14 protein-coding genes are annotated in these 24162 nt (G+C 65.6%); 5 read left to right on the top strand and 9 right to left on the bottom strand.

The window, feature by feature from the left end; translation table 11 throughout:
• Window positions 1-11 precede the first annotated feature (11 nt).
• A complete protein-coding gene (locus AC13GA_RS03985; protein ID WP_426354065.1) occupies window positions 12-2195 on the bottom strand; it encodes a type I secretion system permease/ATPase in 2184 nt (727 codons plus the stop codon).
• Window positions 2196-2408: 213 nt separating this feature from the next.
• Between AC13GA_RS03985 and AC13GA_RS03980 the strand changes: the two genes are divergently transcribed.
• Window positions 2409-3440, top strand: a complete 1032-nt coding sequence (locus tag AC13GA_RS03980; RefSeq protein ID WP_482997563.1) for a LacI family DNA-binding transcriptional regulator — start codon at window positions 2409-2411, stop codon at window positions 3438-3440.
• A 96-nt stretch (window positions 3441-3536) separates the two neighbouring features.
• On the opposite strand, the gene AC13GA_RS03975 is transcribed toward AC13GA_RS03980, so the two are convergent.
• Both AC13GA_RS03975 and AC13GA_RS03970 read right to left on the bottom strand, forming a co-directional pair.
• Window positions 3537-5606: a PAS domain-containing protein gene (locus tag AC13GA_RS03975; protein ID WP_426354067.1), complete on the bottom strand. Its 2070-nt coding sequence runs from the start codon at window positions 5604-5606 to the stop codon at window positions 3537-3539.
• Entirely contained in the window at window positions 5596-7092 is a 1497-nt protein-coding gene (locus tag AC13GA_RS03970; protein WP_046985701.1) for an ATPase domain-containing protein, read from the bottom strand. The genes AC13GA_RS03975 and AC13GA_RS03970 overlap by 11 nt, the downstream gene beginning before the upstream one ends.
• Window positions 7093-7366: 274 nt before the next feature.
• Between AC13GA_RS03970 and AC13GA_RS03965 the strand changes: the two genes are divergently transcribed.
• The gene (locus tag AC13GA_RS03965; protein WP_004147722.1) at window positions 7367-8269 is read left to right on the top strand and encodes an ABC transporter ATP-binding protein; all 903 of its coding nucleotides are present in this window, start codon (window positions 7367-7369) and stop codon (window positions 8267-8269) included.
• A 12-nt stretch (window positions 8270-8281) separates the two neighbouring features.
• Window positions 8282-11866, top strand: a complete 3585-nt coding sequence (locus AC13GA_RS03960; RefSeq protein ID WP_482997562.1) for an ABC transporter permease/M1 family aminopeptidase — start codon at window positions 8282-8284, stop codon at window positions 11864-11866.
• A 76-nt stretch (window positions 11867-11942) separates the two neighbouring features.
• Here AC13GA_RS03960 and AC13GA_RS03955 read toward each other — a convergent pair whose 3' ends face one another.
• The 6 genes from AC13GA_RS03955 to AC13GA_RS03930 all read right to left on the bottom strand — a co-directional run bounded on the left by AC13GA_RS03955 (window position 11943) and on the right by AC13GA_RS03930 (window position 18726).
• Window positions 11943-12236, bottom strand: a complete 294-nt coding sequence (locus AC13GA_RS03955) for a hypothetical protein (protein WP_430766488.1) — start codon at window positions 12234-12236, stop codon at window positions 11943-11945.
• On the bottom strand, window positions 12233-12697 hold the full coding sequence (locus AC13GA_RS03950) for a GNAT family N-acetyltransferase (RefSeq protein WP_046985697.1): 465 nt from the start codon (window positions 12695-12697) through the stop codon (window positions 12233-12235). Before AC13GA_RS03950 ends, AC13GA_RS03955 begins: the two co-directional genes overlap by 4 nt.
• 109 nt (window positions 12698-12806) lie before the next feature.
• Entirely contained in the window at window positions 12807-13193 is a 387-nt protein-coding gene (locus AC13GA_RS03945) for an SseB family protein (protein WP_046985696.1), read from the bottom strand.
• 141 nt (window positions 13194-13334) lie between these two features.
• Window positions 13335-15050 carry an alpha-amylase family glycosyl hydrolase gene (locus AC13GA_RS03940; RefSeq protein WP_482997561.1) on the bottom strand — a complete coding sequence of 572 codons (1716 nt, stop codon included), beginning with the start codon at window positions 15048-15050 and terminating at the stop codon, window positions 13335-13337.
• Window positions 15050-16537 (bottom strand): MFS transporter, encoded by a 1488-nt coding sequence (locus AC13GA_RS03935; RefSeq protein ID WP_482997560.1) that lies wholly within the window; start codon window positions 16535-16537, stop codon window positions 15050-15052. Before AC13GA_RS03935 ends, AC13GA_RS03940 begins: the two co-directional genes overlap by 1 nt.
• Window positions 16534-18726: a glucosidase family protein gene (locus AC13GA_RS03930; RefSeq protein WP_482997559.1), complete on the bottom strand. Its 2193-nt coding sequence runs from the start codon at window positions 18724-18726 to the stop codon at window positions 16534-16536. The genes AC13GA_RS03935 and AC13GA_RS03930 overlap by 4 nt, the downstream gene beginning before the upstream one ends.
• A 236-nt stretch (window positions 18727-18962) precedes the next feature.
• Between AC13GA_RS03930 and AC13GA_RS03925 the strand changes: the two genes are divergently transcribed.
• Entirely contained in the window at window positions 18963-21029 is a 2067-nt protein-coding gene (locus AC13GA_RS03925) for a glycoside hydrolase family 97 protein (RefSeq protein WP_482997558.1), read from the top strand.
• Between the two features lie 216 nt (window positions 21030-21245).
• Window positions 21246-24014 (top strand): TonB-dependent receptor, encoded by a 2769-nt coding sequence (locus AC13GA_RS03920; RefSeq protein ID WP_482997557.1) that lies wholly within the window; start codon window positions 21246-21248, stop codon window positions 24012-24014.
• Window positions 24015-24162: the final 148 nt, after the last annotated feature.

Genomic DNA, 24162 nt, shown 5'->3' with positions numbered 1-24162 from the left:
GCGCGCGGTGGTCAGTTCAGCGGAGCCGCCACGGCGGGCAGGCCCATCTGTTTGGTATAGAGCAATGAGTAACGGCCACCGGCGCGCAACAGGTCCTCGTGGCTACCGGTCTCGGTGATGCGCCCACGTTCGAGGGTCACGATGCGGTTGGCCTGGCGTACCGCCGACAGACGATGCGCGATGATGATCACGGTGCGGCCGGCGGACATCCGCTTGAGGTTGTCCTGGATGACTTCCTCGCTCTCCGCATCCAGCGCCGAGGTCGCCTCGTCGAAGATCAGGATCTTCGGATCGATCGCCAATGCACGCGCGATTGCCAGACGCTGCCGTTGGCCGCCGGAGAGATTGCCACCACGCTCGTCGATGCGTGTGTCGTAGGCCTCGGGCAGCTCCAGGATGAAATCGTGCGCACCAGCCAGCTTGGCCACTTCCACCACCCGGCTCATCGGCATCGCCGGGTCTGCCATGGCGATGTTCTCGCGCACGCTGCGGTTGAACAGCAGGTTTTCCTGCAGTACCACACCCACCTGCCGCCGCAGCCACGCCGGATCCACCATGGACAGATCGACACCATCCACCAGCACACGGCCACGCTCCGGGGTGTGCAGGCGCTGGATCAGCTTGGTCAGGGTCGACTTGCCGGACCCCGAGGGGCCGACCACGCCGAGGATCTCACCCGGAGCGATCTCCAGACTGACCGACGACAACACTTCCTGTCCCTCAGGCCGATAGCGGAACGACACATGCTCCAGCGCGATGCGGCCATCTACTGCCGGCAGGCTGGCACGCGAGGGTGAGCTGGCCGGTTCGGTAGGGGAGTTGAGGATGTCGCCCAGCCGCTCCACGGCAATGCGCGCCTGCTGGAAGTCCTGCGCCAACTGCGCCAGGCGCAGCACCGGTCCGGCAACCTGCCCGGCAAGCATGTTGAACGCCACCAGCTCGCCCACGGTCAGCTTGCCGTCAATCACCAGCCGCGCGCCGAAGAACAGCAGCGCCACCGTGGCCAGCTTGTGGATCAGCTGCACCGCCTGCGAACCCCAGTTGGCCAGCATGCTGGCGCGGAAGCTGGCCTGGATGTAGCCCGCCAGCTGCTTGTCCCAGCGGTTCTGCGCCTGCGGCTCGACCGCCAGCGCCTTGATGGTTTCCACACCGGTTACTGCTTCGACCAGGAACGACTGATTCTCGGCACCGCGCACGAACTTCTCATCCAGGCGGCGCCGCAGCATCGGCCCGACCACCATCACCACCACGGCGTACAGCGGCAGCGTGATCAGCACGATCAACAGCAATGCAGGGCTGTACAGCCACATCACGGCCAGGAACACGATGGCAAAGAACAGGTCCAGCACCACGGTCTGCGCCGAAGATGTGAGGAACTCGCGGATGGTCTCCAGTTCGCGCACGCGCGCCACCGAATCACCGACACGGCGCGCCTGGAAGTAGGCCAGCGGCAGATGGGTGAGGTGCGAAAACAGCTTCGAGCCCAGCTCAGCATCCACACGGCTGGTCGTATGCGAGAACAGGTAAGTGCGCAGCCCGCCCATCACCACTTCAAACACCGAAACCACCAGCAGGCCGAGGGCGAGCACTTCCAGGGTGGTGATGCCCTTGTGCACCAGTACCTTGTCGATTACCACCTGGAAGAACAGCGGCGTGATCAGTGCCATCAACTGCAGGAAGAACGAGGCTACCAGCACGTCACGCAGCAGGCGGCGATACTTCACCAGGGCAGGAATGAACCAACCGACATCGAAGCGCCTCGCGGCGCCGGCCACGCTTTCACGCGTGGTCATCAGCAACAGGCGGCCATCGAACTCCTGCGAGAACTCGCCAAGGGACAGCGTGACCGGGCGTCCGTCGGCCGCCGCGTCGAAGCACAACACGTTCTCGGCGTCGGCCTTGAGCACGAGCGTATAGCGTCCGTCGGCCAGGCAGGCGATGGCGGGCAGCGGATGATCGCGCAGCGCGGTAACCCGCGCCTGTACCACGCGTGCTTTGACGTCCATCCGCTTGGCCAGGCGCAACAGATCCTGTGTATCGATACGGCCTTCGGGGTGGCCCAGCTGGTGCCGGAGCTGGTCGGGGTCGGCAGGCCGATCCAGAAACCCCAACAGGGCGACGAAGCACGCCAGCGCGCCTCCATCGTCCACGCACAGCGACTCCTGCAGATCGATCCCTGATCCGTTGCTGCCCACGTCAACTGCCTTGTTGTCCCCTGGTGCGCGGACTCTAGGGCCATGCCATGGCAGCTGTCCATCTGCTGAATGCGCTTTTGTCCAAATCAGGTCAAAGTGACAAATTGGTCACATTTTTTAACATCAACCCCGTTCATTCAGACAGGAGCGCACCTGCAAGCGGGGGGCCAGCCTCATGGCATCATGATCGCTGCACGTTCCCTATCAGTTCCCATGACAATCAAAGGCAAAGCCACCTCCCTGGACATCGCCCACCTGGCCGGGGTCTCCCAGCCCACCGTGTCGCGGGCCCTGCGTGGCAGCCCGATGGTCAATGCCGAGACCCGCGAGCGCATCCTGCGCATCGCCCGCGAGCTGAACTACAAGGTCGACAAGAACGCCTCCAGCCTGCGCCTGCGCAATGCCGGCACCCTGGCCCTGCTGTTCTTCGAAGACCCGACCAACGACGACTCGCTGATCAACCCGTTCTTCCATTCGATGCTGGGCTCGATCACCCGCGCCTGCGCCCTGCACGGGCAGGACCTGCTGGTCTCGTTCCAGCAGCTTTCCACCGACTGGCAGGCCGATTACGAGGACAGCAACAAGGCCGATGGCATCATCCTGCTCGGCTACGGCGACTACCACGAATCGCGCGACCGCCTGCAGCGGCTGGTCGAACAAGGTACGCACTTCGTGCGCTGGGGCGCCGCCCTGCCCGGCCAACCCGGCGTGTCGATCGGCAGCGACAACTTCCAGGGCGGGCATGACATCACCACCCACCTGCTGCTGCAGGGCTGCCGCCGCATCGCCTTCCTGGGCCATGCCTCCAGCCACTACCCCGAATTCCAGGAGCGCTACCGCGGCCATGTCGCGGCCCTGCGGGAACACGGCCTGGCTGCCGAGGCGGCGCTGCAGCACGATGCGATCACCACCGAAGCCTCCGGCCAGGAGGCCTGCCAGGCACTGCTGGCGCGCGGCGAGCCGATCGATGCGATCTGCGCGGCCAGCGACCTGATCGCCATCGGCGCGATGCGGGCCCTGCGCGAAGCCGGCCTGCGGGTGCCGCAGGACGTGGCGGTGACCGGCTTCGACGACATCCCCTTGGCAGCATCGGTATCTCCCGCGCTGACCACCGTGCAGCAGGACACCAAGCAGGCCGGGCAACTGCTGGTGGAGCGCCTGCTGGCACTGATCGGCCGGCAGGCAGTGGACAGCCAGAGCATCCCGGTAAAGCTGGTGGTGCGGGAATCATCGCAGCGCGGGTAGTGTCGAGCTCGCTCGACCAGCGGATGCGACTCCAGTCGGGAAAGATCAGCCGAGCATGGCTCGGCGCTGCACAAAAACAGTCGAGCAGGCCCGACTCTACGGATTGCCGCCTGCCGTTTCAGGCATCGCGGTGCGAACCGCTGCGCTGAACTCGTCAAGCAGGAACGGCTTGGCGATCATCGCCATGCCCGCATCGAGGAAGGACGAGCGCTCCTGCGCCTTCTCCGCGTAGCCGGTCATGAACAGCACTGGCAAAGTCGGCCGCGAGTGACGGGCTATTTCGGCGAGCTGGCGGCCATTGAGCCCAGGCAGGCCGACGTCAGTGATCAACAGATCGATGCACTGGTCCGAAGACAGGATCGGAAGCGCGGCGTCCGCATCGCCCACCACCTGGGCCTGGTACCCCAGGTCCTCGAGCACCACCGTGACCAGCATGCGTACCTGCTCATCATCCTCGACCACCAGGATCGACTGGCCAGCACCGAGCCGGATGGCTTTGGCCTGAGCGGCCACCGCTTCGCTGGTCGCGGCCTCCACCAGTGGAATGAACAGGGAAATGGTGGTGCCCTCACCCAGGCGCGATTCGATGGCGATGTGGCCACCGGACTGTTGCATGAAGCCGTACACCATCGACATGCCCAGCCCGGTTCCCTTGCCGATGGGCTTGGTGGTGAAGAAAGGCTCGAATGCGCGCTCGACCACTTCCGGCGCCATGCCGGCGCCCGTGTCGGCGACTGCCACCACCGCATAGTGCCCTGCCGGAACTGCCGGATACTGGCCTGCATGCACATCTGCTTCCGCAGTGCGCAGGATCAGCTCGCCGCCATCAGGCATCGCGTCGCGCGCATTGATGGCCAGGTTCAGCACCGCGCTTTCGAACTGGTTGGCATCCAGCGTGGCGTGCAGCGGCACCGGGCAGGTTTCGGTACGCAGCCGCACCGTTTCCCCAATCGTGCTGTGCAACAGGTGCTGCACCGATACCAGCAACGTGTTGATCTCCACCGGCCGCGCGTCCAGAGACTGCCTGCGCGAGAACGCGAGCAGGCGCTGGGTCAATGCGGCGGCACGCTGCGCCGAGGTGGTGGCCGTATCCAGGAAACGCTCCAGATCATCCACCCGCCCCATGTCCAGGCGCAGGCGCACGATGTCCAGCGCGGACAGGATGCCAGTCAGCATGTTGTTGAAATCGTGCGCGATGCCACCGGTCAACTGGCCGATCGCTTCCATCTTCTGCGACTGCCGCAGGGCGGCCTCGCTGGCCTCGCGTGCAGCCATCTGCGCTTCCAGCTCACGCGTGCGCTCGGCCACCATGGCCTCCAGTGCATGTGCGTGCTGCTGGCTGTTGCTCAGGGCCAGCTTGGCGGCGGTGATATCGGTAACGAAGACGTGGAATCCGTCGACCCGGCCCTCGGTATCGGTACGTGGCGAGTAACGCACTTCGCAGTCGCGCCGGCCGCGTTGCGGATGCGGCCAGGTGATCTCGAAGAGCGCAGCTTGCCCGTCCAGGGCGCGCTCCATCGCCGCCCTGCGCTGCTGCCATACGGATTCGCCGATCACCTCGCGAACGTGCCTGCCGACCACCTCGCCGGTGGCGAGATCGAACCAGGTCTCATAGGCTCGGTTGGCGAAACGGAAGCACATCGAACGATCAACAAAGGCGATCAGGACCGGCATCGCATCGGCGATCAGGCGCAACTCGGTTTCACTGCGGGACAGTGCGGCCCGCCCGTCCGCCAATGCCGCCATCTGATCACGCACGAGGAACTGCTTGTCACGGGCCCGCAGTGCGCCCTGGACGGCACTGATCAGGGACATGCTGCCAAGCGGCCGGTCCATCTCCACCACGTTGATCGAAGCTGGCAACAGTGCCTCGCGGGTGGAACGGCGGTACGACCGCGCCGAGCGCAGCAGGATGAATGGAATATCCGACCAGGCCGGTTGCTGCTGCAATGCAGGCAGCATGCCGTCGGCACCGCGCACCAACGCTTCCTGGGTCACCACCACCAGGCCGGTGCGATCATCCAGATGCTCGGCCAGCTCCTCCAGGTTGCCGGCGATGCGCGTTGCCAGCCCTACCCCCTCCAGTACCGCGGCAATGCTGTCGGCATCGCGTCCGAAGGGCGCCACGATGCGGACGACCGTGCAGCCTTCGTCCCTATCGGACATCGGACTGGCCCAGCAGCGCTGCGCTGTCACCCACGAATTCGGGCGTGCCGGTCAGGATGCCCTGAAAGTCTGCCAATGGCGCACTGACGGTGATGCCACGCCCGTCGATCTTCAGCTCACGGATGGTGTCTTCGTGCGCACCGCCGCGGTTCTTGATTACCGAAACGGCTTTGCGGATGCGCCCCTTGGCCTCGAAGAAACGGAACAGCACCACCGCATCGGCGATGTAGGACACATTGAGGCTGCCGGTGGACATGGTGCCCACCAGGCCATGCTGCGGATTGATCAGGAACGTCGCTACACCCTTCTGGTTGAGATAGGACAACATCTCGTGCAGCTGCAGCATCAGCTGCTTTTCCTGTGGCATTGCCGTGACATAGCCATTCAGGCTGTCGATCACCAGCACGCTGCAGTTGCGCTGCTCGACCGCCTTGCGCAGGTTCCAGGAAAACTCACCCGGCGACACCTCGGCCGGATCCATCTGCAGGATCTCCAGCAGGCCCGAGTGCAGATGCTTGTCCAGGTCGATGTCCAGTGCCGATGCACGCGCCAGCAAGGTACCAACCCGCTCGTCGAACTCGAAGATGCAGCAGCGTTCGCCACGCTCGCAGGCCGCCCACACGTACTGCAGGGCGACGTTGGTCTTGCCGCTACCAGCGGGACCGGTCAACAGGGTCGAGGTTCCGCGCAGGGGGCCCCCGCCCAGCAGGCGATCGATCTCGTCGACGCCACTGCTCACCGGCGAACCCACGAACCGGTCGTGGTGCTCGGAGGCGATCAAGCGGGGGAAAATCTCGAGTCCTCCACGACGGATCACCATATCGTGGTAGCCCGCAATGAAATCCACGCCGCGCAGCTTCTGTACCTGCATGCGGCGCCGGGCCGGGCCGAAATCCAGGGTCAGGCGTTCCAGCGACAGCACGCCGTGGCACAGGCTGTGCAACTGCCCATCGCGCTCTTCGCCGGTAGAGGTCAGGTCATCGACCAGGATTACCGTAGCGCTCTTGGGCGCGAAGAACTGCTTCAACGCAAGGATCTGGCGCCGGTAGCGCAGAGAGTCCTGGGCCAGCAGGCGCAGTTCGGACAACGAATCGAACACCACGCGGGTGGGCCCGATGCTGTCCACCTTGGACATGATCAGATTGACCGTCTCGTCCAGCTCCATTTCCCACGAATGCAGCACCGACTGCAGGCGACCGTTGCCCATTGCGCCTTCAGCCGATCCCAGTTCGAACAGGTGCAGGCCATCCAGCGACCAGCCATGGGCAGCGGCGACTTCGCGCAGTTCCTCGGCGGTCTCGGACAACGTGATGTACAGGCAGCGTTCGCCCCGCCGCAGGCCTTCCAGCAGGAACTGAAGCGACAACGTGGTCTTGCCGGAACCCGGTGGTCCTTCCAGCAGATACAGCCGCGCCTGCGGAAGTCCGCCACCAAGAATGCTGTCCAGTCCCTCTACTCCGGTAACAGTCCGCATGTACGCCTGCATGGCAATGGCCCTGAGAGGCGCAAAGACTATCGGTGCCCCTGTCGACGTCCTGTGTGATCCGGCCGACCTTCCCCAACGCATTCAGGAAGACTTCACAGGCTGGCCCCCTGCCGCCCTGGCGAAGCCCCACGCACTGGAAGCCGCCCCTGCCGCGCCCTTCAACGGTGGGGTGCCCTCACCTGCTACCCGCACGGCACCATGACCAACGGCGCATGACGCCAGCCCGGTTGCGGGTGATAAACAGCGCGATCACACACGGAAAGGTGTACGTCGCATGCTGAAGATAGATTCGCTGTCCAAGACGTACGCCAACGGCGTGCACGCTCTCAACAATGTCAGCCTGGACATCCCGCGCGGCATGTTCGGCCTGCTCGGGCCGAACGGCGCCGGCAAGTCTTCGCTGATGCGTACGCTGTCCACCCTGCAGGAGGCCGACAGCGGTTCGGCCATCCTCACCATTCCCGGCGAAGCGCCGATCGACGTACTGCGCGACAAGGACGCGGTGCGCCGCCGGCTGGGCTACCTGCCGCAGGATTTCGGCGTGTACCCGAAGGTCAGCGCGCTGGACCTGCTGGAACATTTCGCGGTGCTCAAGGGGCTGACCCAGCGCGCGCAGCGCCGCGAGGTGGTCGATGGTCTTCTGCAGCAGGTGAATCTGTGGGACGCGCGCAAGCGCAAGCTCGGCACGTACTCCGGCGGCATGCGCCAGCGCTTCGGCATTGCCCAGGCACTGCTCGGCGACCCGCGGCTGGTGATCGTCGACGAGCCCACCGCCGGCCTCGACCCCGAGGAACGCAATCGCTTCCTCAACCTGCTGGCAGCCATTGGCGAGAACGTGGCGGTGATCCTGTCCACCCACATCGTCGAGGACGTGACCGACCTGTGCCCCACCATGGCGATCATGAACAAGGGCCAGGTGCTGCTGACCGGGCGCCCCGCCGAAGCCATCGATGCTCTGCAGCAGCAGGTCTGGCGCAAGCAGGTCGATCCTTCGGAACTGGCCGACCATGAAGCACGCTACGTAGTGCTGTCGACCCGTCTGGTCGGTGGCCGCCCGGTGATCCACGTGCACAGTGCCAACGATCCCGGCGATGGCTTCGCGGCGGTGGCTCCCGACCTTGAGGACGTGTACTTCCAGCGCCTGCGCCTGCAGGCCCGTGCCCGCGCGGCAGCCTGAGCGGAGCACGCCATGATCCTCAACTTTTTCCGCTTCGAGCTGCGCGAGCAGCTGCGTTCTCCCCTGCTGTGGCTGCTGGCCGGCCTGTTCGCCCTGCTCGCCTTCGCCGCTGCCTCCAGCGACGCCGTGCAGATCGGTGGCGGCAGCGGCAACGTACACAGCAACGCGCCCACCGTGATCGCGCAGATGCTGGGCATCTTCACCCTGCTCGGCATGCTGGTCACCGCCCTGTTCGTCAGCAACGCGCTGCTGCGTGACTTCGAGCTCGGCACAGCCGAGCTGATCTTCGCCAGCCCGGTGAAGCGCCGCGACTACCTGGCTGGGCGCATCGCTGCCGCCCTGGCCGCCGGCTTGCTGGTCTACATCGTGATTGCGTTTGGCCTGTGGCTGGCGCCGTTCATGCCGTGGATCGATCCCGAACGCATGGGCCCGATCAGCTGGCAGGGCTATGCCTGGACCTTCGCGGTCATCGTCATCCCGAACCTGTTGTTCACCACCGCACTGCTGTCGCTGCTGGCAGCGCTGACCCGTTCGATCCTGTGGGTGTACATCGGGCTGGTGGCCTACCTGGTGCTGTACGGCGCCAGCGCGGCCCTGCTGCGCGACATCGACAACACGTGGATCGCAGTGCTGAGCGAGCCGCTGGGCATGCGTGCGCTCAGCCGCACGATCCGCTACTGGTCCACCGCCGAACGCAACAGCGGAATTCCCGAGTTGGCCGGCTACCTGCTGGCCAACCGCGCTCTGTGGCTGGGTGTGGCCGCCGCGCTGTTCGCCGCCACCTTCGCACTGTTCCGCACCGAACGCAGCGGCAGTGGCCGTCGTCGATGGGGCCGCAGGCAGGCGCAGCCGGTTGCCGATGCCAGTGCGGTCCGCCCGACCCGTGCAACACTGCCGCGCGTGGTACCTGCGTTCACCGCCACCACGGCGTGGCAGCAGTTCCTGCGCCAGGTCCGCTTCGATACACGTGGCGTGTTGCGCAGCGTGCCGTTCATCGTGCTGCTGGTACTGGGCCTGGCCAACTTCCTGCCCAGCGCGCTGTTCCGTCAGACGCTGTACGGCACCACGATCTGGCCGGTCACCTCGCAGATGATCATGGGCCTGCAGGGTGCCTTCAGCTGGCTGCTGGTGATCATCGTGCTGTTCTTCGCCGGTGAACTGGTCTGGAAGGAACGCAGCGCGCGCATCAACGAGGTGACCGATGCCATGCCGGTACCTAACTGGGTGCCGCTGCTGGCCAAGTTCACTGCCCTGCTGGCAGTGATCGTCTGCTTCCAGGCAGCCGGCGCGCTGGCCGCGATGAGCGTGCAGCTGGCCAAGGGCTACACGCATCTGGAGCCGCTGCTGTACCTGCGCAGCCTGGCGCTGGATTCGGTGGTCTACATCCTGATGGGCGGCCTGGCGCTGGTGCTGCAGGTGCTCACCAACAACAAGTTCGTCGGTTACGCATTGCTGATCGTGGTGATGATCGGCCAGGGTGTGCTCGGCCTGCTCGACTACACGCAGAACCTGTACAACTTTGGCAGTTGGCCCAACGCGCCCTATTCGGACATGAACGGCTACGGCCACTTCCTGACCGGACAGCTGGCGTTCCAGGGTTACTGGGCGCTGTTCCTGCTGACATTGATGTGCCTGGCCTCGGCGTTCTGGGTACGCGGTGTCAGCCAGGGCTTGCGCCAGCGTCTGGCCCTGGCCGGTCGTCGCCTGCGCGGTCCGACCGGCGCCTTCGCAGCACTGGCGGCACTGGCCTTCATCGGTGTGGGTGGCTGGCTGTACTGGAGCACCAACATCCGCAACGAGTTCCTCTCGCCCGACCAGCAGCTGGACCTGCAGGCCCGCTACGAGCGCGAGCTGTCGAAGTACCGCAATCTGCCGCAACCACGCATCGTGGCGGTGGACAACCGCGTGGACCTGTTCCCGGAATCGCAGTCGATGGTGATCGATGCGAACTGGACGGTGCGCAACACCCACGCCACGCCGATCCAGGACGTGCATGTATCGATGGGGGATGACAAGCAGCTGGTCGCGGTCGATCTGGGCGGGCAGACCCTGGCGATGCACGACGCAGACCTCGGCTACCGCATCTACCGTCTGGCCACGCCACTGCAGCCGGGTGAAAGCCGCAACGTCCATTTCCGGGTGGTGCAGAAGCCCAACGGCATTACCGCCGGCCAGGCACCGAGCAACATCGTGGACAACGGCACGTTCTTCAACAGCCGCGTGCTGCCCTCCTTCGGCTACAACGAAGGTGCGGAGATCAGCGACCGCAACGAGCGGCGCAAGCGTGACCTGGGTGAGCCGCGGCGCATGCCCAAGCTGGAAGACGAAGCCGCGCGTGCCAACACCTACATCTCCAACGATGCCGACTGGCTCGACTTCCGTACTACGGTCTGCACGGCGCCGGACCAGGTGGCGCTTGCCCCGGGCTACCTGCAGCACGAGACCACGGTGAACGGCCGGCGTTGCTTCAGCTACGCGATGGACCGCCCGATGCTGAACTTCTACGCCTACCTGTCGGCACGCTGGGAGGTACGCAAGGCGAAGTACAAGGACATCCCGATCGAGGTCTACTTCGATCCGGCGCACGGCTACAACGTGGACCGGATGATCGAAGCGGTGCAGAAGTCGCTGGCCTACTACGAGGCGAACTTCACCCCGTACCAGCATCGCCAGGTGCGCATCATCGAGTTCCCGGGTTATGCCCGCTTCGCGCAGTCGTTCGCCAACACCATCCCCTACTCCGAGGCCATCGGCTTCATCGCCGACCTGCGCGATCCGGACAAGGTGGACTACGTGTTCTACGTGACCGCGCACGAGATCGCACACCAGTGGTGGGCGCACCAGGTGATCGGTGCCAACGTGCAGGGCGCGACGGTGCTCTCCGAATCGTTGTCGCAGTACTCTGCGCTGATGGTGATGGAGCAGGAGTACGGCCGCCAGCACATGCGCCAGTTCCTCAAGCGCGAGCTGGACGGCTACCTGTCTGGCCGCGGTGGCGAGGCCATTGAGGAGCAGCCGCTGGAGCGCGTGGAAAACCAGCAGTACATCCACTACCAGAAGGGTTCGCTGGTGTTCTACCGGCTGCGCGAGGAGATCGGCGAGCAGGCCCTGAACCGCGCCCTGAAGCGCTTCCTGCAGGACAAGGGCTACCAGCAACCCCCGTACACCACCTCACGCGAACTGCTGGGCTACATCCGTGCCGAGACCCCGGCTGATCGCCAGCAGCTGGTCACCGACCTGTTCGAGAAGATCAGCTTCTATGACAACCGGGTGCTGGCCGCCAGCGCGCGCAAGCGCGATGACGGCCGCTACGACGTGATCCTGGACCTGCACGCCGCAAAGCAGTACGCCGATGGTAAGGGCAAGGAGAGCGACGGGAAGATGGATGACTGGGTCGAGATCGGCGTGTTTGCCAACGGGCCTTCGGGCAAGGAACGCGACCAGAAGGTGCTGTATCTGCAGCGCCACCACATCACCAGCGCCGCGCCGAAGATCACGGTGACCGTGGATGAAAAGCCGGATGAAGCGGGCTTCGATCCGTACAACAAGCTGATCGACCGGGTGAGCGATGACAACCGGCGCAAGGTGACGCTGTGAAGTAATGGAGCGCCGGTGGTTGCGTCGGCGCTCCGCATGGCGCATGTAGTGCCGAGCCATGCTCGGCACAGCGCTTTCAACGCACCGTGGCCTTCGGCCCCAGCAACGCCAGCAGTACATAGACCACGATCGAAGCGACGGTGCCGAGCACCGCCGGCAGCCCGAAGGCCCAGGCCGAACGGCCCTGCTGGCGCGCCCACTGCGCCAGATGCCACGCCGCGCCCAGGTTGATCAGCCAGGCGATGACGAACACCGGCCACTGCACAATGCCCACCGCGCGCAGCAAGGGCATGGCCACCAGCGCGACGATGATGGCTGCAATCAGGAAGATCAGGGCCGACCGGGAATGGCGAGGTGCGGGGGCATTCATGCAGCCACCCTGCGCACCATCACCAGCACGCGATGGCCATGGCTGTCAGCTTCCTGCAGGGGCTTCCAGCCCAACCGAGCGTACAGGCCGCCATCCAGCGCTTCGGTCTGCAGATACAGGTCGGAAACGCCCATCCGCACCGCCTGCGCCGCGGCCTGTTCCACCAGCGCGCCAGCCAGCCCACGCCCGCGATGACTATCGGCCACGAACACGCTGCCCAGCCAATGCTCGTATTGCGGGAAAGCCGGCATCTCCCTGCGCTTGAGCTGCACCGCGCCGACCACCTGACCGTCATCGAAGGCGGCGATCAGGTGCGGAAAGCCTTCGGCATCCTGCGGTGGATTCAGCCGCTCCAGTTCCTGTTCAAGCGACAGACCGGCGTCCTGGCCCCATTCCGCGTGGTACCACCGGGCCAACTGCTGCCGTTCCGGTGCGTCGGCGGTTAATACTCTGAATTCCATGGCAATGCCTCTATCCCAATGTCATCCAAGGGGATCACGGACGGCGCTCGAAGGGAAGCCTTCTGCAGCGTCGAGCCATGCTCGACTCTGCAAACAGCACGGCGACGGCTCAGCCCTGGGCGAAGTCCTTCAGGATCTCGCCAACGCCACTGGGCGAGATCTCGAAGCCCAGAGGCGTACCCGGGTTGATCACGACACCGTAGCCGCTGGGCACCCGGCGCAGCACGTCCAGCGTCAGCCAGCGGATCTGGTGTTCGGCCTGCTGGCTGTAGATGCCCACCCGCGACGGATCAGTGAACACGGCCACATGCAGGGTGCCCTGCTTGTCGAACAGCAGCGGGTCGAAGCCACTGCCGTCAGGGGTGATCAGGCTGCCGGTCAGCAGCACCACCTCGGAGGCGACGAAGGCCGCCATGAAGGCGCGGATCGGCACCGCCCCGTCCATCGCCGCCTTCAGCAGGGTTTCAATCGGGGTCTGCGGGGCGAGGTCGGTCATGGCGATACGGCGGGGCGTGAGGAGCGCCTATTGTAGAGTCGAGCTTGCTCTACTGCTCGAAAAGCGTGCCAACCAAGGTTGGCACCCACCAGAGCGGTAGGCAGGTGCCAGGAATCCGGGGTTGCCGGCCAGCGGCCGGCACTACCGCCCCAGCCGCAGGTCCCGAGCCTGCTGGTCGGCCATCGCCTTGTCCAGCTCGGCCTGCAGCGCCGGCTGCTGCACGGCGGCATCCAGCACGTAGACCTTCACCCCGTGCGCCGGCACTTCCGCCTTCAGCGAGCCGTCCACCCGCAATGAACCGCCCTCCAGCGCGTCGCGCCAGTGGCCGTTCTGGACGAAACGCGCCACGGTGAAGGTCCTCGCCTGGTCACCTTTGTTCAGCAGCACCAGCGCGGTCTGCGCCACGTCGCCGTGCTGCAGCACGCGGAAGAACGCCGCCTCGTCACCCTGCAGGCGCTCGTTCACCTGCAGGCCGCGCTGCAGCGCCGGGGTGGCTGCGCGCAGCCTGGCGATGCGCTGCAGCGGCGCGAAGATCGGGCTCTGCGGCGCAGCGTCCACACGCGGCTGGCCGAAGTAGGCACGATTGCCGGCATGCTCGGCGCGACCCCGCATGAAGCCGGTTTCCGAGCCGTAATAGACCACCGGAATGCCACGCGCGGTGAACAGCCAGTTGTGCGCATCGATGAAGCCACTGTCGCTGGCCTGCAGGCGCGGCATGTCGTGGTTGTCGTAGAAGCTCATCAGCTCGTACGGATTGGCGTACGGGCCACCGCTCAGGTGCAGCGGCTCGGCCAGGGTTTCAAAGCCCTTGCCGGCCGTGCCGAAAGCCTGTTCCAGCGCACCGCGCAACGGGAAATCGAGCACGCTGACGTTGGCGTTGGCCGGCCAGGTGTGCTCGGCAATGCGCGCGGCATCGTAATCGAACGCTTCGCCGAACATGAACATGCCCGGGTGCTCGGCGCGGATGCGTTTGACGAAGGCATGCCACCACGGGTGCGGCAACCAGCCGATGGTGTCGATGCGCAATGCATCCACGCCCTGCGCGGTCCACTGCAGGTAGGCACCCACCAGGTAGTCCATCACCGCCGGATTGTCCTGGTTGAAATCGGACAGCTCGGCGAGGTTGCCGTCGAAGATCGAGCCGTTCTTGCCGTCGACCGGACCGATGTTGTTGTAGAACGCGTGCAGCGGGTTGTGCTTCGGATCCAGCTTCTGCGGTGGCAGGTTCTGGTGGTCGGCGATCAGCGTTCCGTCCTTGTCGAAGATCTGGCCGAACTGCGGCTGCCGCATCGGCATGGTCCAGGCCGGCGAACCGTGGTTGCCGACAATGTCCAGCACAACCTTCAGGCCAGCACCGTGCAGGCCTTTGGTCAGCCCGGCGAAGTCCAGGTCCTTGCTGGACAGGTGCTCATCAAGTTTGTAGAAGTTGATGCCCCAGTAGCCGTGGTAGCCGGTTTTTCCGCGATCGGTCAGCGTGCTGGTGCAGCTGATCGGCTTGCTGCCGGTGAACGCCTCGTCCGGGTTGTCGACGATGGGGGTGATCCACACCGCACCGAAGCCAAGGTTGCGGATGTACTGCGCATTGTCGAGCACGCCGCGGAAGTCGCCGCCGAGATAGCCGATGTTGCCGTCCACCTTGTCCGGACACGGCACCGGGATATCGAAGGTGCGATGCGTGCCGCCCTGGTCGCGATGGTCGTTGGACGGGTCGCCGTTGACGAAGCGGTCGGTAACCACGAAGTACACCGCGTCGCTGGCGAACGGTTCGGTGGTACCGACATAGGACGGACGTGGCGCAGCCGCAGCGTGGCCAGCGAACAGCACAAGGGATACAGCAACAGACAGAGCACCACGCATCACACCACCTCCGGACGGGATGGAACCCGCAACACGCACAGACCGGCAATCAACAGACTGCAGCCACCCAGCACCAGTACATGCATCGGCTGGCCACCCAACCATGCGCGCAGGGCGAAACCGAGCGCGCTGGCCGCGACCAGCTGCGGGATCACGATGAAGAAATTGAAGATGCCCATGTACACACCCATCTTCGCCGCCGGCACGCTGTCCGACAGCAGCGCATAGGGCAGCGACAGGATCGAGGCCCAGGCAAAGCCGACGCCGACCATCGACAGCAGCAGCCACTGCGGATCGTCGATGAACATCATCGAGATCAGCCCTGCCCCGCCCAGCCACAGGTTGACCAGGTGGCTCCACCGCAGGCCGATCGCCCGCACCATCGGCGGGATCAGCAGCGCAGCCAGTGCAGCGAAGCCGTTGTAGGCACCAAACAGCACGCCCACCCAGTTGGCGCCTTCGTTGTAGGCCGCCGATTCGACGTCGGTGGAACCGAAATGCATGCCAGCCACCGCGCGCGTGGTGAAGATCCACATCGCGAACAGGGCGAACCACGAGAAGAACTGCACCCAGGCCAGACGGCGCATGGTGACCGGCATCGCGCGCAGGTCACCGACGATGGCTGCCAGCATGTGCGTGCCCGGCAGTACCCGCGCCGCCGCCAGCAGTGCGCCGTAGCCCGCGCACAGGCCCGCCAGCACGTATAGCATCTTGTCGCCCTGCCGCCAGGCGATCAGCAGCGCCAGCACCACGCCGAGCCCCAGCCACAGCGCCACCTGCGTCCACGGCGCCGGGCCACTGATGGCAGTCCCCGCGTGGTGCGCCGGCGGCTCGGCATCATCAAAGCCAGCCAGCTCCGTCGGTGAGTACTCGCGGGTGCTGACCACCGTCCAGGTGATCGCCGCCAGCAGCACCACTGCACCGAAGTAGAACGCATAGCGCACGGTATCGGGCACTTCTCCGGCAGCTGCGGTATTGGCCACACCAAAATGGGCGAGGATGAACGGCAGGAAGCTGGCAACGATGGCACCGATACCGATGAAAAAGCTCTGCATCGCGTAGCCGACCGGTCGCTGGCGCGGTGCCAGCTGGTCACCGACGAAGGCGCGGAACGGTTCCATCGACACATTGATCGAGGCGTCCAGCACCCACAGCGTGCCAGCGGCAATCCACAGCGTTGGCGAGTTCGGCATCACCAGCAGGGCCAGTGTGGTCAGCACCGCGCCGATCATGAAGAACGGACGGCGGCGGCCCCAGCGCGTCCAGGTGCGGTCGGACAGGTAGCCGATCACCGGCTGCACCAGCAGGCCGGTCAACGGCGCAGCGATCCACAGCCCCGGCACCGCGTCCATGTCCGCGCCCAGGGTCTCGAAGATGCGGCTGGCATTGGCGTTCTGCAGGGCGAAGCCGAACTGGATGCCGAGGAAACCGAAACACATGTTCCAGATCTGCCAGAACGACAGCTGCGGTTTGGCGGGACGACTCATCGTGCGCCCTCTTCCATCGCCACCGGCGCCACCTTCAGCGCCTGCACCTGGGCCTGGTTGAGCACACCATCACGCCCGCCCTTGCCGCCGGTGTAGTGCGCGAAGTGCTGCAGCGCGCTCATGTTGAAGCCCTCTTCAAGCGTGACCGTGCACCGCCCCTTGGGCACCGCGAACGTTGCCGAGGTCGAATCCTGCACCGCTACGCTGTGCGGCAGGGTGACCGTATGCCGCTGCAGCGGCTGGCCCGGGCACTGCAGCACCAACTGCTTCACCGCTGCGGTCACGCCGGTGTTGATCGGCCCGTTCGCGTTGCGGTACTGCAGGCGCAGGCGCACCTGCCCGGCCTGGGCCGCGGTGAACTGCCAGCGTCCCTCGCCCTTCAGCACCTGCTGCGGACCGACGCAGAGCATCGGGCTGTGCAGTGATTCCAATGCACCCTCGCGCCGGGTCAGGCTGAAGCAGTGCTGCAGGCCATCGTCGCTGATGTGCACCTGGCCATTGCTGGCGGCGACGGCCCTGCCGTCCTTCCACAGAACCTGCCCAGTCGTGACCGGCACGCTCCAGCCAGCGCCATTGCGTATGGCCTGCGGTGCAGTCGGCGTGGCCGGCGCACGCGCATTGGCGTCGGCGGTTGTGCCACCGAAGCCGGTCGCGGACGGGGCAGCCATCAGCTGCACCGTGGTCGTGTTGCCTTGGGTCAGCGTCCTGCCCGCCACCAGCAGGCCATCACCCAGCTGCTGCGGGCGCTCCAGCACGTAGTGCTTGCCACCGGCGTCCAGGCTGATGCGACGCTGCGTGCCGAACAGCTCCGGCACCAGCACGGCCGGCAGCTTGGGCCGCACGTGGCCATCGTCCTGCACGCCAAACACACCTTCGAGCACCATCGACAGATAGCCGGCCACCGACCACAGCTGGCGTTCGGAGTTGACCACCGGGCCGCTCAGCCCCCCTTCCTCGACATGCACGGCCTGGCTGACCAGCTCGTAGTTCTCCATGTTGGAACCGGCGAGCGCTGCGCCCTGCATCAACGAGCGGATCTCGGCGGCGATGCGTGGTGCATCATCCAGTTGCCGCGCCGCACGCAGAGAGTAAGCGCTGACGAACGGCCAGATCGCGCGATTGTGGTAGATCGGCTGCTGCGCCTCCTGCGGCCAGACCACCGGGCTGCCGGCCGGCCCCACCGGGTAGGCCGCCAGCGCACGGCGCGCACGCTCGCCCGGCAACACCTCGGCGAGGATGCCCAGCGACAGGCCGAGCAGATCAACCTTGGCATAGGGCACCGGGTGCGCGGCTTCACCGATGTAGCTCATGTACTGGCCCATGTCCTCGCGCCAGAAGCGCGCATCGATCTGCTGCGCCAACGCATCGGCCCACGCCTTGTAGTCTGCCGCTCGGCCATCGCCATGCTGGCCGGCCAGGCGTTCGGCCAGGCGCAGCGCCTGGTAATGCAGCACGTTGGTGGACAGCGCGTAGGAATCACCGATGAAGCGCACGTCCTCGCGCGTCCAGTCCGGGTAGGTCTGCTCACGCCAGTCGAGGAACGAGGTCTCGCCGCGATACAGGCCCATCTGCGCATCGAAGACCATCGCCCGATCCTGCGCCAGCGTGCCCTGCAGCGCCTGCCAGACCTGCTCGGCAAACACAGGATCATCGAGCAGGTGGCGTGCGGCCAGGAACCACACCACGCGGTCGCTGCTGATCGGCCAGCTGCCGCCGGAGCCGGTGTCCTGGGCCACGAACAGGCCGGGCGTATGCCCGTCGCGCGCTGCCGACAGCTTGAACTGCAGCGACTGCCGCGTGCGCTGCGGGTCCAGCCGCGCCAGCGCCAGATCTGCGGCGAAGCTGACATCACGGGTCCACACATAGGGCCAGCGCGCACCAGTCTGGAAGCACTCGCACGGCACCGGCCTGCCCTCATCGAATGCAGGATCGCGGATCGCATCCACGCGGTCCTGGTCCATCTCCTGCTGGGCCAGCGCGAACAACGCATCGAACATCACGCTGCCGGTCTGGCTGCGCATCGGCATGGGCGCAATGCGCACCTCACTCTTGGGCGCGTGCAGCACGAAGCTGCCGTTGGCAGCGGCTTCGGCGCGCGCCTGGCGGCCGTCGAATGTCAGGTCGGCCGCGTGCGCGGTCGTCCCCAGCGCTGCCCCCAGGGCAGCGGTCAGGCAAATGATCTTCAGCATCGAAGCGGCAGACCGGCTTGCGCCCGTCGACCTCCCTCCCTCTCTGCACCGTTGTGGGTCCGCACTGCCGTTGCCGGCGTGCGGGCGCGGCACCTCCCTCAAGGTGCCCTGGCCCCATGGTAGACGCGGGGCTGTCGGCTGCGTCCAGCTGCATACGTATTCATGGCGTTGCGCGGTAGCGGGCCTGCCGTGCTGGCTTATGGTCCCGGTCTGCCAACGGCGCCTTGGGAGGGGAAATGCCGATGTCACCCACTGCTGTACGCGCGGTGTTCGCGCATGTGCTCGGACTGGCCCTGCTGGGCCTGGCCGCGCTGGCACACGCCGCGCTGGCACATGCCGCGCCGCAGGTGGCCAGCGTCGAATCACCGGGAAAGGTGCTCAAGGTCAGTCTGGTGCTGGACGGTGGCACCGCGCGCTATCGCGTCGAGCGCTTCGGTGAGGTCGTGGTGGAGGATTCGAAGCTTGGCTTCGCCCTGCGCGACGGCCGGCTGGACCGTGATTTCGCACTGCTCGGCCAGCAGCGGCGCAGCCTCGATGACACCTGGGAGCAGCCTTGGGGCGAACGCCGGGCCACCCGCAACCACTTCAACGAGCTGACCGTGCAGCTGGCCGAGACCACCGGCAGCAAGCGCCGGCTGGATGTGGTGTTCCGCGTGTACGACGATGGCCTCGGCTTCCGCTACGTATTCCCCGAGCAGCCGAACCTGCGCGAGGCGACCATCGATGACGAGCTGACCGAGTTCGCCATCGCACAGGATTCCACCGCGTGGTGGATCCCTGCCGGGGAACCGATCCACTATGAATACCTGTACCAGCGCACGCCGTTGAACGAGGTACCGCTGGTGCACACGCCGATGACCCTGCGCAGCCACGACGGCCTGCACGTGGCCATCCATGAGGCGGCACTGGTCGACTACGCGGGCATGTGGCTGCGCCGCACCGAGGGCCAGCGCCTGCGCGCCCAGCTTTCGCCCTCGGCCGAAGGCTGGAAGGTGCGCCGCGGCCTGCCCTTCGCCACACCGTGGCGCACCCTGCAGATCGCCGACCGTGCAGGTGGCCTGGTCGAGTCGGACCTGATCCTCAACCTCAATGAGCCCAATGCGCTGGGCGACGTGAGCTGGGTGAAGCCGGCCAAGTATCTGGGCGTGTGGTGGTCGATGCACCTGGACAACGAGAGCTGGGCGACCGGCCCGAAGCATGCCGCCACCACCGCCAAGACGAAGAAGGTGATCGACTTCGCCGCCGCACACGGCTTCCGCGGCGTGCTGGTGGAAGGCTGGAATCCCGGCTGGGACGGTATGTGGGTGGGCAACGGCTACGACTTCGACTTCACCCGCGCCACGCCCGATTTCGATATCGAGGCGCTGTCCGCCTACGGCCTGAAGAAGGGCGTGCACCTGATCGGCCACCATGAAACCGGCTGCGCCATCGAGCACTACGAAGAACAGCTCGATGCTGCGTTGGACCTGTATGCGCGGCTGGGGGTGGACCAGTTCAAGACCGGCTACGTCTGCGACGACGGCCAGGTTGATCGCCGCAATCCGGCCGGTGGCCCGCTGTGGCGCGAGTGGCACGATGGGCAGTTCATGGCCCGTCATCACCTGAAGGTGGTGCAGGAGGCCGCGCGCCGGCACCTGTCGGTGAATCCGCACGAGCCGATCAAGGACACCGGCCTGCGCCGCACCTACCCGAACTGGATCTCGCGCGAAGGCGCACGCGGGATGGAGTACAACGCCTGGGGCCAGCCACCGAACCCGCCCGAGCATGAGGTCAACCTGGTGTTCACCCGCATGCTGGCCGGGCCGATGGATTACACCCCCGGCGTCCTCAGCCTGAAGGGCCGCCACGGCCAGGCCATTCCCAGCACGCTGGCCCGTCAATTGGCCCTGTACGTGGTGCTGTACAGCCCGATCCAGATGGCCGCCGACCTGCCCGAGCACTACCTGCAGCACCGCGAGGCGTTCCGCTTCATCGAGGACGTGGCAGTGGACTGGGAGCAGAGCCGCGTGCTCGATGGCGAAGTGGGCGACTACGTGACGATCGTGCGCCGCGACCGCAACAGCCGTGACTGGTTCCTCGGCAGCATCACCGACGAGCACGGCCGCGTGCTGCCGGTATCGCTGGGCTTCCTGGAACCGGGCGTGCGCTACCGCGCCGAAATCTACCGCGATGGCGACGGCGCTGATTTCCGCAGCAATCCGTTCGCGTTCAAGCGCGAAACACGCGAGGTGACCAGCGCCGATGCACTGACCCTGGTGCTGGCGCCGGGCGGTGGCCAGGCGATCCGGTTCACGCCGCTCTGAATGGAACGCTAGTGCCGGCCAGCGGCCGGCATTACCGCAAACAGGACCTGAAAGCGATTACAACCCTGCAAACGCCATTGAATACGTATGCAGGGTGATTCCCGCGAAGAATGCGCTGCCTACCATAGCGGCGACGACAGCGGCCACCGCGTCGCACGTCCACGGTCACTCCGGGACGTTCACGAATCGATCTGCAACATTGCCTGGGAGGGGAAAATGTTGAACCACAAGCGCAGCGCGCTGAGCATCGCGCTGGCCGTTGTCCTGGCGCCGACGCTGGCGTCGGCACAGTCCACGCAGAACACCACCACGCCGGCCGCCACCGCCGCCACCAACCTGGATACGGTGCAGGTCACCGGCATCCGCCGCGGCATCGAGAACGCGATCGCGATCAAGCAGGACGCCACCTCGGTGGTCGAAGCGATCTCCGCCGAAGACATCGGCAAACTGCCCGACGTCAGCATCGCCGAATCGATCTCGCGCCTGCCAGGCCTGGCCGCCCAGCGCGTTGCCGGCCGTGCGCAGGTGATCAGCGTGCGTGGCCTGTCACCCGACTTCGCCACCACGCTGCTCAATGGTCGCGAAGTGGTCAGCACCGGCGACAACCGCGGTGTCGAGTTCGACCAGTACCCATCCGAGCTGGTCAACGGCGTGACCGTCTACAAGACCCCCGACGCGGCGCTGGTCGGCCAGGGCCTGTCGGGCACCATCGACATGCAGACCGCACGCCCGCTCAGCTTCGGCGAGCGCGTGATCGCGGTCAGCGGCCGCTACCAGAAGAGCTCCCTGGGCCGCGCCGCCAACGTCGATCCGTACGGCAACCGTTTCAGCGCCAGCTACATCGACCAGTTCTTCGACAACACCCTGGGCATCGCCATCGGTTATGCGCACAGCGACATGCCGATCCAGGAGAACCAGGTCGGCCTGTACGAGCCCTGGACCACCGAGCACACCGATAAGGGCGAGCGTCGCGGAATCGCGCCAGGCACCTACTTCACCGATGGCATCAAGGCGCTGCGCCGTACCGGCAACAACAAGCGCGACGGCGTGATGGCAACGATCCAGTTCCGCCCGAACAACAGCTGGACCAGCACCTTCGATGCGTTCCACACCGAAGCCGAGCAGATCGATACCGCCAACCAGTTCGAGCTGAGCCTCAGTGGCAATGGCGAAGACGGCAACAATCCCAACGCGATCCTGCCGGTGTTCAGCAATGTCGGCCGCAATGCCGATGGCAGCTTCACCGGCGGCACGATCAGCAATGCGTACCCGCTGGTGCGCGGCATGTACAACAAGCGCAAGGACAAGATCGATGCATTCGGCTGGAACAACGAGTTCAACGTCGGCGGCGTGAAACTGGTCGCCGACCTGAACTACTCGAAGGCGACCCGCCGCGAGATCAACCTGGAAAACAACCTGCAACTGGTGCCGCGCCCGCAGTTCGACACGATCGGCCTGGTGGTGAACAACAACAGCTTCTCGCAGATCACACCGGGGCGCGACTATTCCAATCCGGACAGCCTGTTCCTGACCAACACGATCTATGGTTCCGGCTACGGCAAGGTGCCGGAGGTGGAAGATCGCTTGAAGGGCGCCAAGCTGGCGGCGACGCTGCCGGTTCCCGAGGCCATGTCCAGTTGGTTCTCGGATGTGGACGTGGGCGTGAACTATGCCGACCGTCGCAAGCAGAAGGCCCAGGCCGAAGGCAACATCCTGCTCGGCGCCCAAGGCGAATCCACCATCGCTCCGGACCTGCAGTACCGCCCGGTCAACCTCGGTTTCGCCGGCATCGGCCACATCCCGTCGTGGAATGTGCCGGCAGCCGTGGGTCGCTACATGACCTTCAACCCGGTCGACAACCTGGACTACCTGATTCCGAAATCCTGGACGGTCGAGGAGAAAATCACCACTGCGTGGGCACGCCTGAACATCAACACCGACATCGGCGTGGTCGGCGTGCGCGGCAACATCGGCGTGCAGATGCAGCACACCGACCAGAGCTCGGATTCGCGCTACTGGGACAGCTCGCAGCCGGCGGGCAGCAACATCCAGCCCTTCTCTGCCGGCAAGACCTACAAGGATTGGCTGCCGAGCTTGAACCTGGTGTTCATGTTCCCGCACCAGCAGACGCTGCGCTTCGCCGCCGCCAAGCAGGTTGCACGCCCGCGTGTGGACCAGATGCGGGCCGGCTTGGAATTCGGCGTGGATACCAACAACGGCCGCCCCGGTGGCAGCGGTGGCAACCCGCTGCTGGATCCGTGGCGCGCGACCGCGCTCGACCTGTCCTACGAAAAATACTTCGGGGAAAAGGCCTACGTGGCTGCCGCGATCTTCTACAAGGACCTGAAGAGCTACGTCTACACCCAGTCGGTGGACAACTACGACTTCAGTGGCCTGCTCGGCAACTATGTGCCGCCGCCGGGCATGACCGCACCGGTGCTGACCACCGGCACCTTCTCCACGCCACAGAACGGCAAGGGCGGCACCTTGAAGGGGCTGGAGCTGACCGGGTCGTTCCCGCTGGAGATGCTGACCGACAGCCTGCGCGGCTTCGGCGTGCAGGCCAGCGCGACCTTCAACAAGAGCGACATCACCATCCTGGATCCGGAAAGCGCCTCCAGCGTGGGCAGCGACCCGATCAGCCTTCCCGGCCTGTCCAAACGTGTCTACAACTTCACTGCCTACTACGAGCGCAGTGGCTTTGAAGCACGCGTGAGCCAGCGCCGCCGTTCGGACTTCATTGGTGAAATCGGCAACTTCAACGGCAACCGAACCCTGCGCTACGTGGTGGGCGAGAACGTGACCGATGCCCAGGTCAGCTACACCTTCAGCGACAGCAGCACCCTGCGCGGCCTGACCCTGCTGCTGCAGGGAAGCAACCTGACCAACGAGCCGTACCGCACCTACGCCGGCAGCAAGGACCGCCCGCTGGAATACATCGAATGGGGCCGCACCTACATGCTGGGCGTGAACTACAAGTTCTGACCACGACCGGGTAGTGCCGGCCGCTGGCCGGCAACGACCCATCGGAAACCCGCTGCGCAGGCAGCGGGTTTTCTTTTGCGCGAATGCCGGCAGTAGATCCACGCCATGCGTGGATGCGTTTCGCCGGAATCCCGGCCACAAAAAAGGG

The organism is Stenotrophomonas sp. 22DLJC03 (genome assembly GCF_056861405.1).
This window is presented reverse-complemented; position numbering and strand designations above follow the sequence as displayed.